Annotated in this window: 12 protein-coding genes and 1 other RNA gene; 4 read left to right on the top strand and 9 right to left on the bottom strand. The window is 60.2% G+C overall.

Annotation, left to right across the window (positions count from 1 at the left end):
- Nucleotides 1-358 precede the first annotated feature (358 nt).
- Both NBH21_RS17315 and NBH21_RS17320 read right to left on the bottom strand, forming a co-directional pair.
- On the bottom strand, nucleotides 359-553 hold the full coding sequence (locus NBH21_RS17315; protein ID WP_250915478.1) for a DUF1192 domain-containing protein: 195 nt from the start codon (nucleotides 551-553) through the stop codon (nucleotides 359-361).
- Nucleotides 550-1,845, bottom strand: coding sequence for an MFS transporter (locus tag NBH21_RS17320; RefSeq protein ID WP_250915479.1), 1,296 nt, complete (start codon nucleotides 1,843-1,845; stop codon nucleotides 550-552). The genes NBH21_RS17315 and NBH21_RS17320 overlap by 4 nt, the downstream gene beginning before the upstream one ends.
- 180 nt (nucleotides 1,846-2,025) lie before the next feature.
- Here NBH21_RS17320 and NBH21_RS17325 point away from each other — a divergent pair, with 180 nt between their 5' ends.
- Entirely contained in the window at nucleotides 2,026-2,181 is a 156-nt protein-coding gene (locus NBH21_RS17325) for a hypothetical protein (RefSeq protein ID WP_250915480.1), read from the top strand.
- 5 nt (nucleotides 2,182-2,186) lie between these two features.
- On the opposite strand, the gene NBH21_RS17330 is transcribed toward NBH21_RS17325, so the two are convergent.
- The 7 genes from NBH21_RS17330 to tkt all read right to left on the bottom strand — a co-directional run bounded on the left by NBH21_RS17330 (nucleotide 2,187) and on the right by tkt (nucleotide 11,398).
- Nucleotides 2,187-3,095: a PhzF family phenazine biosynthesis protein gene (locus tag NBH21_RS17330; RefSeq protein ID WP_250915481.1), complete on the bottom strand. Its 909-nt coding sequence runs from the start codon at nucleotides 3,093-3,095 to the stop codon at nucleotides 2,187-2,189.
- Between the two features lie 36 nt (nucleotides 3,096-3,131).
- On the bottom strand, nucleotides 3,132-3,572 hold the full coding sequence (locus NBH21_RS17335; protein WP_250915482.1) for a PACE efflux transporter: 441 nt from the start codon (nucleotides 3,570-3,572) through the stop codon (nucleotides 3,132-3,134).
- Between the two features lie 178 nt (nucleotides 3,573-3,750).
- Nucleotides 3,751-4,647 carry a fructose bisphosphate aldolase gene (locus tag NBH21_RS17340; protein ID WP_250915483.1) on the bottom strand — a complete coding sequence of 299 codons (897 nt, stop codon included), beginning with the start codon at nucleotides 4,645-4,647 and terminating at the stop codon, nucleotides 3,751-3,753.
- A 295-nt stretch (nucleotides 4,648-4,942) separates the two neighbouring features.
- Complete coding sequence (locus NBH21_RS17345; RefSeq protein WP_250915484.1) at nucleotides 4,943-6,145, bottom strand: phosphoglycerate kinase; 1,203 nt, start codon at nucleotides 6,143-6,145, stop codon at nucleotides 4,943-4,945.
- A gap of 77 nt (nucleotides 6,146-6,222) precedes the next feature.
- Nucleotides 6,223-8,058 (bottom strand): potassium/proton antiporter, encoded by a 1,836-nt coding sequence (locus tag NBH21_RS17350; protein ID WP_250915485.1) that lies wholly within the window; start codon nucleotides 8,056-8,058, stop codon nucleotides 6,223-6,225.
- Between the two features lie 265 nt (nucleotides 8,059-8,323).
- Nucleotides 8,324-9,334, bottom strand: a complete 1,011-nt coding sequence (gene gap / locus NBH21_RS17355; protein WP_099058763.1) for a type I glyceraldehyde-3-phosphate dehydrogenase — start codon at nucleotides 9,332-9,334, stop codon at nucleotides 8,324-8,326.
- An 81-nt stretch (nucleotides 9,335-9,415) separates the two neighbouring features.
- Nucleotides 9,416-11,398 (bottom strand): transketolase, encoded by a 1,983-nt coding sequence (gene tkt / locus NBH21_RS17360; protein WP_250915486.1) that lies wholly within the window; start codon nucleotides 11,396-11,398, stop codon nucleotides 9,416-9,418.
- A gap of 350 nt (nucleotides 11,399-11,748) precedes the next feature.
- Between tkt and NBH21_RS17365 the strand changes: the two genes are divergently transcribed.
- From NBH21_RS17365 to ssrS, 3 genes are all read left to right on the top strand, one after another.
- A complete protein-coding gene (locus NBH21_RS17365) occupies nucleotides 11,749-12,021 on the top strand; it encodes a DUF4164 domain-containing protein (protein ID WP_163900726.1) in 273 nt (90 codons plus the stop codon).
- Nucleotides 12,022-12,083: 62 nt separating this feature from the next.
- Nucleotides 12,084-12,458, top strand: a complete 375-nt coding sequence (locus NBH21_RS17370; RefSeq protein WP_250915487.1) for a cell division protein ZapA — start codon at nucleotides 12,084-12,086, stop codon at nucleotides 12,456-12,458.
- 76 nt (nucleotides 12,459-12,534) lie between these two features.
- Nucleotides 12,535-12,693, top strand: a non-coding RNA gene (ssrS, locus tag NBH21_RS17375) — 6S RNA.
- Nucleotides 12,694-12,951: the final 258 nt, after the last annotated feature.

A 12,951-nucleotide genomic window follows, 5' to 3' on the forward strand; every position in this document is an offset into this window, starting at 1 on the left:
CCCTGATTTACGCATCACTTTTTTATCATGAACGGAGGTAAGACTTACTTTGTCGCCGCCGTCTTTCATGACGCTAAGATGCTATTATTACCGCAAACCCGCAAGCCGTTTCTTAAAGAAGGGTTAATTCCCACAATTTTGCGTAAATGGGACGGCACGGAAAAGAAGAGCCGCAAGTGCGGCTCTCAAGGTAAAACAGGGAGAAAAATCAGACGAATTCGCCATGTGGAGAAATGGCCTGAATCCAGAAGATCCGGATGGGAATACAATCGCGCAAAATGATTAATCAAAGGTTAATTTCAAGCTGAAACTTTGAAATTTCCCGTCCTGGAACAGAAGTGAGGTAAAAGCCGGAAAATTATACTTTGGGGCGAAAGAAACTGTCTGCCGCACGCTTGCTGTCGTCCTTGCGGGCGATTTCCGCCTCGATGCGGGCGATCTCCTCGCGCAGGACTGCGATTCGGGCGCGCAGTTCCTCCGCGGATATGGAGGAGAGGTCGCTTCCGATCTCGTGGGTGACGGATTTCTTCGGGCGTTCCTCATCGAATGTCATGCGTTTGCCTCCTTCGGCGGTGGGTTGCCACCGGTCTCTTCAGACTCCTGCAACGGGGCGGCGCGCGGATCGAGCGTCAGGCTTTCCGGCGTGCTCATCGGCGAAACCGTGACCGGAATATTGGGTACGTTCTCGCGATCGGCAACCGGAACCGGCGCTCTCAGGCGGCTGCGGTGGATCGCATAGGCGGTGAGCAGGACATGGGCGACGGCCGTTACCGCAAACAGGGCGTAAGGGCCGAGCTGCGTCATCACCGGGCCGCCGATGGTCGGGCCGATGATGGTGCCGATGCCGTAGAGCAGGAGCAAGCCGCCGGAAACCTTCACGAAGTCATCGGTGGAGGCGAAGTCGTTGGCGTGTGCCACGGCGATGGGATAGAGCGAGTTCGCTGCCGCACCGTAGAGCGCCACAAAGACAATCATCATGATCGGGTCGGCAGGCTGGAAGACGACAAGCACGAGGGCGGCCAGCGCTGCCATGCCGGACAGGGCCGCGAGCACGTAGCGACGGTCGGTCCGGTCGGATGCCTTGCCGGAGGGAAACTGCATGACCGCGCCAAGAAAAATGGTGATCGACAGCATGGCCGCGATGGCGCTCGGGGACAGGCCTGCCCGGGCGCCGAACACGGCACCCAGTGTACCGTAGGCGCCATTGGCGATACCGATCAGCAGAATACCGACGAAGGAGACCGGCGAATTGCGGTAGAGGGTCGGCAGATCGAGCTTGATTGACTTGAGCGGCTGCGGGGTCGCTGCCGTCGAAATGGTGGTCGGCAGCACGGCCACACAATAGAGCATGCCGCAGATCATGAACAGAATGGTGGTCGATGGATCGAAGACGCCGACCAGCATCTGGCCACCGACAACGCCGATCAGCGTGATGGAAATGTAGAAGGAGAAGATCGTTCCGCGCGTCTCGTTGGTGGCGCGTTCGTTCAGCCAGCTTTCGATGATCATCGACGTACCGGCCGTGCAGAAGCCGGTGACCGCGCGCAGGGCCACCCACCAGTAATCGTCCACGACGATGCCGGTCAGCAGCGCGATCAGCGAAATCAGCGAGACGAAGGCGGAGAACGCCCTGATGTGGCCGACCCGCATGACAAGCTTCGGCGCGATGAAGCAGCCAAGTACGAAGCCGGTGGCCCAGGAGGTTCCGAGGAAGCCGAGAATTTCGTTCGAATAACCTTCTTCCGCTCCGCGCACGGGCAGCAGCAGGCCGTGCAGGCCATTGCCGAGGAAGAGGAAGAGGGTGCCCATGAGAAGGGCCATGACAGGCAGGAGATTTCGTCGCATGGCGTCTCTGTCGGTCGGTTATGCTTCTGGTCTGAAGGAAGGTCTCTAACGTTGCAGTCTAGTGCAAGGTCCCTAGCGATATCTGAACGATATAGTGCTTGCCGGAGAAATTTCTGGCGGGCAAAAGTGTCGTCGTTGTGGCCGTGCCGGAATCGGCACCACGAAAGGTTGCCTGATATCATGACCAAGCTCATCGCTATCCTGCTGATGCTCGCCATGGTGATTCAGGTCATCAAGCCGCTCGGGCTTCCGGGCCTGCGCCTGCGCAAGGATTTCTGGAAGATCGCGGTGCTTGCCTTCGCGATCTGGACGGTCACGCTGCTTATCCGCCCCTGAACGGCTCAGATCGAAATCGAGCCGCGCATGACCTCGACACAGCCGCCGGTGACGCGGACGTGTTCCATGACGCCTTCGCGGCTTTCGATATCGAGGTGGATCAGGCTACGACGTCCCATTTCCACACCTTGTTCGATGAGCAGGTGCCGGTGGCCTGAGGCCTTTGACAGGAAGGCGAGATAGGCGCCGAGTGCGGCCGAGGCGCTGCCGGTCGCCGGATCTTCCGGCACATTGTCCAGAGGCGCGAACATCCGGGCGCGGATGTGGTCCTCGCCGACATGGGTATAAAGGAAGGTGGAGCAATCGCTTCTCTCATGCGGAAAGGCGTGCTTCAGCTTTCTGACGGCATCGATGTTTGGCCCTGCGCGACCAAGCGCATCGAGGCTTGCGATCTCGGCGATGATGAATTTCAGGCCGACCGAGACGAAACTCGGCCGGTGGCTGGTGGTGGCAATATCGTCTGCCTGCAGCGATACGCATGGGGCAAGCGCCGCAGCCTCGACGGCGGAACCCACGACAAGAGGTCCCGGCGCACGGATGGTGGCGCCGATCACCGTTTCGCCGGCCTTCGTCAGGGCAATCTCGACGAGGCCTGCTTTCTCCTCGAAACGCATGACGCTGCCGGTGGGCCTGCCGAAAACTTCTCCCTGCTGGCCGAGCACGAAGGCCGTGCCGACATTCGGATGACCGGCGAAGGGGATCTCCATGGTCGGCGTGAAGATCCTCACTTCGGCCGTGTTGGCTTCATCGCGCGGCGGTAGCACGAAGGTGCTTTCGGAATAGCCGAACTCGGTGGCGATCTGCTGCATTTCCACTTCGGTCAGGTCGCGCGCATCCGGCACGACCGCCAGCGGATTGCCGGAAAAGCGCGTGTCGGTGAAGACATCGACGGTGACGAAGGGGATGGAACGCATGATCTCTCCGTTTTCAGCTGCCGCTTGTTGAATCTCTTAGCCCGCGGCCTGGCTTCGGTACTGCCATTCCGGGATCGGGAAGACCCGGTCGTAGGCCCAATTGAAGGCAAAGGCATAGACCATGTAAAAGAGCGAGAAGGAAACGTCCATCACTACGGCATGCCAGAAGCCGACATCGAGGTACCAGGCGATGAGGGGAGCAAGGACGATGAGCAGGCCCGCTTCGAACAGGGCCGCATGCAGAATGCGGACCGCGATGTTCTTGGCTGTGGTGCCGGCCAGCTGCTGCATCGCATGGTCGAAGCCGATGTTGTAGACGTAGTTCCACAGCATCGCGATGGTAGCGCTGGCGACGCTGATAACACCGATTTCCTGTAACGGCAGGGAATAGACCCAGGCGCCGAGTGGCGTGATGATGCCGAGGGCGATGAGTTCGAAGCTGATGGCGTGGCGGATTCTGTCGCCGGTCGAGCGCATTTTAGTCTCCCGCAAAGGGTATGTCGGGTCGTCCCGGCGAGATGCCCATTATGGGGAGAGGTCGTCCTCCGCTGCACCGAATATAGTTTCCCGATCCGGGAAGGCAAGCGCTGCCATGCCAGAACGAAAAAACCCCGCCTCGCGGCAGGGCTTTGAAGATCGTCGTAAAAGATGCCGATCAGGCCTTGTTCACGCTTGCGGCGTAGATCTGATCGATCGTTCCGGCCAGGCTCGCGTTGAACTCTGCGTCGCTCATTGAGACGCGCAGGTTCTCTGCCAGGGCACGCGAGAAGCTCGCGATCATGCCGTGGTTATGGCTGAGTTTTTCGCAGGCTTCGACAGTGCTGTAGCCGCCGGAAAGGGCGACGACGCGGACGACCGACTTGTGCGCAACGAGAGGAGCGTAGAAATCGGCGACCGTCGGGATCGTCAGCTTCAGCATCACGGCTTCGCCTGCCGGAAGCTTGTCGAGCTGTCCGGCGATCTCGTCGCGAAGAATGGCTTCGGCCTCAACCTTGGTCGGGCTCTTGATGGAGACTTCAGGCTCGACGATCGGCACTAGGCCCTGACCGATGATCTGACGTGCCACCTCGAACTGCTGCTTGACGACGGCGGCGATCCCTGCCTTGTCGGCATGAGCGATTACCGAGCGCATCTTGGTGCCGAAAATTCCCTTTTCGCGGCCGCGGATCAGGAGAGCGTCCAGATCGGGCATCGGCTTCATCACCTGAACGCCGTTTTCTTCAGCTGCGAGGCCCTTGTCGATCTTGAGGAAGGGTACAACGCCGCGCTTTTCCCAGAGATAGGAGGGAACGTCCTGACCGTCGACGTCGCCGTCCATGGTCCGCTCGAACAGAATGGCGCCGATGACCTTGTCGCCTGAAAAGGCGGGCGCGCTCATGATGCGGACGCGCATGGCATGCACCAGGCGGAACATTTCCTCGTCACCCTGGTAGTCGGATTCGGAAACGCCGTAGAGACGCAAAGCTCCGGGTGTTGAACCGCCGCTCTGATCCAGCGCCGCAATGAAACCCGGCGCCGAGCTGATCTTGTTCAACATCTTCGCGTCCACCATACTTCACTCCTATCCCTAAAAATGGCGCGTCACGCGCTCACGTAAGTTCTGTGATTTCACGACCAATCGGCAATGCCGGATTGATCAATCACCGGATGATATCTTCGAGACATCCAGTCATTCTCAGTCTCTCAAAACCAAGATGACTCCGGCGATAACAGAACTTCCACGACAGGAAAATGGCAGCCTAACCTACTGAAACGATTGAAATCACTTCAATCGTTTTAAAATTCAATAAAAAATACTTAAAGTTAACGGCGGCAGATTCAAAAATCTGCCGCCTTCGATCCTGCGCTTATTTGGAGACGGAGAGAACCGCCACGCCGGGCAGTTCCTTGCCTTCCATCCATTCGAGGAAGGCGCCGCCTGCCGTCGAGACGTAGCTGAAATCGTCGGCCACGCCTGCGTGATTGAGCGCCGAAACCGTGTCACCGCCGCCTGCAACGGAGACGAGCTTGCCGGCGCGGGTCTCTTCGGCGGCATGCTTCGCGGCCGAAACCGTCGCCGCATCGAAGGGGCTGATTTCGAAGGCGCCGAGCGGGCCGTTCCAGACCAGCGTGGAAGCCTTGGAGATCCATGCGTTGATGGCTTCAACGGACTTCGGACCGACATCGAGCACCATGGCATCGGACGGGATGGCCTTGATGTCGACCGTCTCGTTGGCCGCGCCTGCCTTGAATTCGCGGGCGACGACGCCGTCTTCCGGCAGGACGATGGCGCAGCCAGCTTCCTTGGCCGTGGCGAGGATCTCTCTGGCGGTCTCTGCGAGGTCATGTTCGCAGAGCGACTTGCCGACATCGATGCCCTGCGCGGCGAGGAAGGTGTTGGCCATGCCGCCGCCGATCACCAGCGCGTCGACCTTCTTCACGAGGTTGGAGAGGAGGTCGATCTTGGTGGACACCTTGGCGCCGCCGACGATGGCGACGACGGGGCGGGCCGGATTGCCGAGGCCCTTTTCAAGCGCCTCGAGTTCGGCCTGCATGGTGCGGCCGGCAAAGGCTGGCATGTGGTGGGCAAGGCCCTCGGTGGAGGCGTGGGCGCGGTGGGCGGCCGAGAAAGCGTCGTTGACGAAGATATCGCCATTCTTTGCCAGTTCGGCTGTGAACTCCGGCGTGTTCTTTTCCTCGCCCTTGTGGAAGCGGGTGTTTTCCAGAAGCAGGATGTCGCCGTTTTCCATCTTTGCGATGGCGTCCGCTGCGACCGGCCCGATGCAGTCGGCGGCAAAGGTGACCTTCTGGTCGAGCACTTCTTCCACTGCGGGAGCGATCAGCGAGAGGGATTGGTCGGCGACGGGTTCACCTTTCGGGCGGCCGAAATGGGCGAGCAGGATGACCTTGGCGCCTTTCTTCGACAGTTCCTTGATCGTCGGAGCAACGCGCTCGATGCGGGTGGTGTCACTGACCTTGCCGTCGGTGACGGGAACGTTGAGGTCGACACGGACAAGAACGCGCTTGCCCGCGATATCGGTGAGATCGTCGAGAGTCTTGAAAGCCGGCATGATGATACCCGTCGTTTTGCTGTTAACTGGGCTGACGGGCCGGACATTTACATCGCTCGCCAAACGACGCAAGGCGATCAGTTATTATTTTCGCCCTGCGCCGCAATGGCCCGCTCCGCGCGTTTCTTGCGAAGATAGTCGCGGAGAGCGTGTGCCAGTTCACGGATATTCAAGAAGATAGGCAGGTTGGTGGCGGGAGCCACCGGCTCCAGCGAAACGCCGACCGAGGCAATATGTCCCGATTCGTCGAGGTCGCGCACGATCAGAACGATGGTTCCGAGGCGCACACGGTCGGCATATTCGCCGCTGCCGCCGAGTCGCTGCGCGATGAGTTCGGCGACGGTCTTCTGGCGTTCGGCTGCATTGATCAGCAGGGGACCATAGGCCTGATCGAGATCCTCGACGCGGGTTGTGGGCGAAATTGCGAAGGTGCCGAAGAACTCGCTGTCATCCTCCGCCACAGGAGCCTTGCTGGCGAACAGGCGGTCCAGCAGCTTGGAATAACCGGGGGCGATGAAGAGATAGACCTGATCGTTTTCGCGCAGGCGACCGGCATACTGGTAGCGCATGGACTTGCCGTCGCGGATGACGAGGGAGGGGGAGGCCCAGCGGGGGATGCGCTCGCCGCGCAGCACCGGGCTGTCGGCCACCACACGGTAGGCCAGCAACTCGTGGTTGGCGGCACCCGGCAGGTCTAGTTCCAGTTTGTCGATGGCGCCGAGGCGCTTGGGGACGATGAGGCCGAGCTTGCGGGCGACGGGCTTGATGGTCCAACCCTGTAGCAACAGCGAGATCATCACCACGATGAAAGCCGTGTTGAAATAGAGTTGGCCGTCCTCAAGATTGCCGAGAATGGGCAGAATGGCGAGCAAGATCGAGACTGCGCCGCGCAGACCGACCCAGGCGATGAAGCCGGTTTCTCTTTGTGTGTAGTCATAAGGAAGCAGGCAGATCCAGACCGCCAGAGGGCGCGCCACGAACACCAGAAAGAGGCCGAGCAGCACGGCCGGCAGCAGGATCGCCGGAAACTGCGATGGGCTGGCGAGCAGGCCGAGCACGAGGAACATGACGATCTGTGCAAGCCATGTCAGCCCGTCCTGAAAACGAGCGATCGAGGCGCGTGCGGGGATCTTCTGGCTGCCGGCATAGATGCCCGCGACATAAACGGCGAGAAAGCCGCTGCCGCCGACGGCACCGGTATAGGAGAAGACCAGCAGGGCGAGCGCAAGCATGAAGATCGGGGCAAGCCCCCGTTCCACCTTGAGGCGCCTCAAGACGAAAACGATGATGGCGCCGCCAATCAGTCCGAGTGCAAGGCCCAATCCCATCTGCTCGATGAATAGCCTGGCCAGTTCGAGATCGAAGCCGGAAGCTCCCTTGCCGGTGGAGAGCAATTGCACCAGCGCCATGGTGAGGAAGATCGCCATGGGGTCGTTGGTGCCGGATTCGACTTCCAGCGTGGAGCGGACCTTGTCGCGGATGTTGATACCGCCGATGCGCAGCAGGAAGAACACCGCGGCCGCGTCCGTCGAGGCGACGATAGAGCCGAGCAGCATGCCTTCCATGAAAGAGAAACCCAGCAAAAGCTGGGCAACAAGACCGAACAACGTGGCCGTCAAAAGAACGCCGACCGTTGCGAGCGTCAATGACGGCATGGCCGAAAGTTTGAAGGATTGCAGCGACGTTCCGAAGCCGGAATCGAAGAGAATGATCGCAAGCGCGATCGAGCCCAGCACGTAGGCAAGACTGTTGTTGGAAAACTGGATGCCCAGACCGTCGGTGCCTGTCAGCAGGCCGATCACGAGGAAGAGCAGGAGGAGCGGAGCGCCGAAGCGGAAGGCGATCAGACTGGAAAAGGCGGCCAGCAGGACAAGAGCGGTTGCCACCAGCGTTATGGCATAGAATTCGTCCAACCCCGCAATCCCCTCTTACATGCAACGCCAAGTCCCTGCAGTGCACACAATAGTCCCGTGCGCGCCGCCGGACAGTAGTCGCAGCAACGTTTCGCAGTCGTGACGGGCACGACAACGGTGCAATGGGACGATCAGGCAGAACTGCCAGAAGACGAGAACCAAGTTATCATCTTCAATCATGATGAGAGTAGGGCGAAATCTGAAAAACATAAAGGCGGATCGGTGATCCGATCCGCCCTTTTCATGATGCGATATGGTCGCCGGTTCAGATGAACTTGGCGAAGGCAACCGAGGTGTCGGCCATGCGGTTCGAGAAGCCCCACTCGTTGTCGTACCAGCTCAGGACGCGGACGAAGTTGCCTTCGAGAACCTTGGTCTGGTCGATCGCGAAGATCGAGGAGTGGCTATCGTGGTTGAAGTCGCGCGAGACCAGCGGCTCTTCGGTGTAGCCGAGGATGCCCTTCAGGGCGCCATTGGAGGCAGCCTTGATGGCTTCGTTGATTTCTTCCTTCGTGGTGTTCTTCTTGGCGACGAACTTGAAGTCGACAACCGAGACGTTCGGGGTCGGAACGCGGATCGAGGTGCCGTCGAGCTTGCCCTTGAGGTGTGGCAGCACGAGGCCAACGGCCTTGGCAGCGCCGGTCGAGGTCGGGATCATCGAGAGAGCCGCAGCGCGAGCGCGGTACAGGTCCTTGTGCATCGTGTCCAGCGTCGGCTGGTCGCCGGTGTAGGAGTGGATCGTGGTCATGAAGCCGTGGTCGATGCCGACTGCGTCGTCCAGAACCTTGACCACCGGAACCAGGCAGTTCGTGGTGCAGGATGCGTTGGAGATGACCAGGTGGTCCTTGGTCAGCTGGTCGTGGTTGACGCCGAAGACGACGGTCAGGTCGGCGCCATCGGCCGGAGCCGAGACGATGACGCGCTTGGCGCCGGCGGTCAGGTGAGCGGCGGCCTTGTCGCGGGCGGTGAAGATGCCGGTGCATTCCAGCGCGATGTCAACGCCGAGTTCGCCATGGGGCAGGGTTGCCGGATCCTTAATCGCCGTGACCTTGATCGGCTTGCCGCCGGCAACGGTGATGGTGTCGCCATCGACCTTCACATCGGCCGGGAACTTGCCGTGGATGGAATCGTAGCGCAGCAGATGGGCGTTGGTTTCGACCGGGCCGAGGTCGTTGATGGCCACGACTTCGATGTCGGTACGACCCGACTCGACGATGGCGCGCAGTACGTTACGGCCGATGCGGCCGAAACCGTTGATGGCAACTTTCACAGTCATTGCGTAGACTCCCGCTTTTGAAAAGAGCTTCGGATTATGATGCGTAAGGGCGCCCTTGAGCGCCCTTAGTCAATTGGAACTTTAGGCGAGCTTTGCCTCGGCTGCGGTAACGACCGCCTCCGGGGTGATGCCGAAATGCTGGTAGAGTTCCTTGTAGGGGCCGGATGCGCCGAAGGACTTCATGCCGATGAAGATGCCATCGGAACCGATGATGCTATCCCAGCCCTGGCGGATGGCGGCTTCGACGCCGATCTTGACCGGTGCGTTGCCGATGATCGCCTTGCGATAGGCTTCCGGCTGCTCGAAGAACAACTCGAAACACGGCACCGAAACGACACGTGCCGGAACGCCCTTGGCGGCAAGGGCTGCCTGCGCCTTCAGCGCTATCTCGACTTCCGAACCGGAAGCGAAGATCGAGACCTTGGCGTCGCTGGCGGAAACCAGTTCGTAGGCGCCGTAGGCGCTGAGGTTCTTTTCTTCGTATTCGGTACGGGCTGCGATGAGGTTCTGACGGGTCAGAGCGAGGCCGGACGGACGGTGCTTGTTCTCAAGAGCCACCTGCCAGCATTCCGCCGTCTCAGTGGCGTCGGCCGGACGGAACATCAGGAGGTTCGGGATGGCGCGCAATGCTGCCATCTGTTCGACCGGCTGATGGGTCGGGCCGTCTTCGCCAAGACCGATGGAATCATGGGTCAGGACGTGGATGACGCGGATGCCCATCAGTGCGGCAAGGCGGATCGACGGACGGCAATAGTCCGAGAAGATCAGGAAGCCGCCGGAATAAGGGATCAGGCCGCCATGCAGCGCGATGCCGTTCATGGCAGCGGCCATGCCGTGTTCGCGGATGCCGTAGTGGATGTAGCGGCCGGAGAAGTCGTCAGGGGTGATCGACTTGGTCTGGCTGGTCTTGGTGTTGTTCGAGCCGGTCAGGTCGGCCGAGCCGCCGACGGTTTCGGTCAGCACGCCGTTGATGACTTCAAGCGCATCCTCGGAAGCCTTGCGGGTCGCGACGGTCGGTTTGGTTTCAGCGAGCTTCTTCTTGTAGGCGTCGATGGCGCCGTCGAAGCTGCCCGGCAGGTCGCCGGCAAAGCGGCGGGTAAACTCGGCGCGCTTTTCTGCGTCCGAGCTTGCCAGACGCTCTTCCCAGTCCTTGCGGGTCTTGGTGGAGCGCAGGCCGGCGAGGCGCCATGCGTCGAGCACGTCAGCAGGAACGACGAAGGGTTCCTCTTCCCAGCCGAGCGCCTTGCGGGCGGCAGCGATTTCCTCGGCGCCGAGCGGCGAGCCGTGAACCTTGTGGGTGCCGGCCTTGTTCGGGGCGCCGAAACCGATCACCGTCTTGCAGGCGATCATGGTCGGCTTGTCGGACTTGCGGGCGGTTTCGAGCGCTGCGGCGATCTCTTCCGGATTGTGGCCGTCAACGGCGAGCGTGTTCCAGCCGGAGGCGCGGAAGCGGGCGTGCTGGTCGGTCGAATCGGCGAGCGAAATCGCACCGTCGATCGAGATGCCGTTGTTGTCCCAGAGCACGATCAGCTTGTTGAGCTTCAGGTGGCCGGCAAGCGAAATCGCTTCCTGGCTGATGCCTTCCATCAGGCAGCCGTCGCCGACCAGCGCATAGGTGTGGTGGCTCTGCAGGTCGGGGCCGAATTCGGTGGACAGCTTCTTTTCGGCTATCGCCATGCCGACGGCATTGGCAATGCCCTGGCCGAGCGGGCCGGTCGTTGTCTCAATACCGGTAGCGTGGCCGTATTCCGGATGGCCGGCGGTCTTGGCGCCCATCTGGCGGAACTGCTTGATGTCCTCGATGGTCATGTCCTCGTAGCCGGTCAGATAGAGCAGCGCGTAGAGGAGCATCGAGCCATGGCCGGCCGACAGGACGAAACGGTCGCGGTCGGGCCACAGCGGGTTCTTGGGGTCAAAGCTCAGAAAGCGGGTGAAGAGCACGGTCGCGACATCGGCACATCCCATGGGCATGCCGGGATGTCCGGAATTGGCCTTTTCCACTGCGTCCATGGCAAGGAATCGGATCGCATTTGCCATCCGGTTATGTTTGTCGGGAGAAATCATGGCTGTTCCGCTTGTTCCGGGTCTTGGGAAACGGCCCGCGCATCCACGCGGTCGTTTGAAAGCGGCTGATCCTTAGCAGGTGAATCGCGCAAGTCAACAAATGCCCGGTATTCTGGCGTTTAACGTGGCAAAAAACACGTTTCTGCCTCTTTTCTATGCGCTGCACTATATCGGCTCATCGATGGCTGCGAAGAGATGGCTATGTCCCGTTCGTCCACAAGATAGGCCGTGTTGCCATGAGGGCTCTTTATTGACGGGTGGCAATCCCGCCGCATACTGTCCGCCTTCAATTCAGCGTGTCTTTGATGGCGATTCGGGTCACCTTTTCTGGAAAGCAGGGGCTTCAGGGAATGCCGACGGAAAATTCGTTCGACATAGCGCTCGGCGCCCTTCGGCAGGCGATCTCCGGTCTTGAGAACGCCATCGACATGCGTATCGAGGCGCAGAGGGACAACAGCGAGGTCGCCAGCGAGGTCAAGCGGGTGCATGCCGACCGCGCGCGGCTTGCCCAGGAGCTGGATCAGTCCGAATTCCGGGCCAACCGGCTGGAAGAGGTCAATCGCGAGGTTTCGCGTCGGCTGGTGACAGCCATGGAAACCATTCGGGCGGTTCTCGACAGGTAGGCCCGCCTGCCTGAATTCATTGAAATACAAAGCCGGCGCCAGAGCGCCATTTGGGAAGACTGATGGCACAGGTGACTGTAACGATCGACGGCAAAGCCTATCGCATGGCCTGCGACGAGGGGCAGGAAGATCATCTGATCGACCTTGCCACCCAGTTCGACCGTTATGTCAATCATCTGAAGACGCAGTTCGGCGAGATCGGGGATCTCCGGGTGACTGTCATGGCCGGTATCATGATCATGGACGAACTGTCCGAACTCAACCGTCGTATTGCTGCGCTCGAAGGCGAGGTCGCGACCTTCCGCTCCGGTCAGGATGCTGCGATGACGGGTGCACGCCAGCGAGAGGAGATGCTGACCCAGGTGGTCGGTGAACTCACCGAACGGCTGAACGGCATAACCCGCAAGCTCACCGCGCGCCCTTCGGTGGGAACGTAAGTCGTCCGGTTTGAAATTTCCGGATATGCTGCCGGGAGGCTCTGGCGGACGCCGTCGTTTCATCCTATATTGAAGTTGCGGTCTGCGGCTCTCGACAGGAACACACAATCCCTGGGGCCATACCCGATCCAAAGGGAGCTGTCCCTGACCCGGCCCGTGGGCTTGGTCATATGGCGCCCACCTACGTTTGTAGGCACCCAGGATCGTAACTCTCCATCGGCTCCGTGGATCGCACTTCCCTTTCACACAGGCTTATTGTTAAGGCGCTGACTAGTGCGTCCATTTGGACGCACAAAGGACGCTCTAACATCTTGAATCTACGCATCGAGCTTTCCGAAAATCGATTCCGATTTTCGGGCCGATGCGCTAGGCCCAATCGACATTCAGGATTCCCAAATCGCTTGAAGCCTGATTCATAGGACACCGTGTTTTGATCACGGAGGTCTCTGGATGGCAGCCAGTCGATATGAATTGAGCGATGTTCAGTGGGCGA

The sequence above is a fragment of the Ciceribacter sichuanensis genome, assembly GCF_024055605.1.
GTDB classification, from domain to species: domain Bacteria; phylum Pseudomonadota; class Alphaproteobacteria; order Rhizobiales; family Rhizobiaceae; genus Allorhizobium; species Allorhizobium sichuanense.

Excerpts from the sequence above, each read along its gene's own strand:
- NBH21_RS17315 (WP_250915478.1), bottom strand. The coding sequence starts at position 553 with ATGACATTCGATGAGGAACGCCCGAAGAAATCCGTCACCCACGAGATC.
- NBH21_RS17370 (WP_250915487.1), top strand. The coding sequence starts at position 12,084 with ATGGCACAGGTGACTGTAACGATCGACGGCAAAGCCTATCGCATGGCC.
- NBH21_RS17325 (WP_250915480.1), top strand. The coding sequence starts at position 2,026 with ATGACCAAGCTCATCGCTATCCTGCTGATGCTCGCCATGGTGATTCAG.
- tkt (WP_250915486.1), bottom strand. The coding sequence starts at position 11,398 with ATGATTTCTCCCGACAAACATAACCGGATGGCAAATGCGATCCGATTC.
- NBH21_RS17335 (WP_250915482.1), bottom strand. The coding sequence starts at position 3,572 with ATGCGCTCGACCGGCGACAGAATCCGCCACGCCATCAGCTTCGAACTC.
- NBH21_RS17330 (WP_250915481.1), bottom strand. The coding sequence starts at position 3,095 with ATGCGTTCCATCCCCTTCGTCACCGTCGATGTCTTCACCGACACGCGC.
- NBH21_RS17320 (WP_250915479.1), bottom strand. The coding sequence starts at position 1,845 with ATGCGACGAAATCTCCTGCCTGTCATGGCCCTTCTCATGGGCACCCTC.
- NBH21_RS17365 (WP_163900726.1), top strand. The coding sequence starts at position 11,749 with ATGCCGACGGAAAATTCGTTCGACATAGCGCTCGGCGCCCTTCGGCAG.
- gap (WP_099058763.1), bottom strand. The coding sequence starts at position 9,334 with ATGACTGTGAAAGTTGCCATCAACGGTTTCGGCCGCATCGGCCGTAAC.
- NBH21_RS17340 (WP_250915483.1), bottom strand. The coding sequence starts at position 4,647 with ATGGTGGACGCGAAGATGTTGAACAAGATCAGCTCGGCGCCGGGTTTC.
- NBH21_RS17345 (WP_250915484.1), bottom strand. The coding sequence starts at position 6,145 with ATGCCGGCTTTCAAGACTCTCGACGATCTCACCGATATCGCGGGCAAG.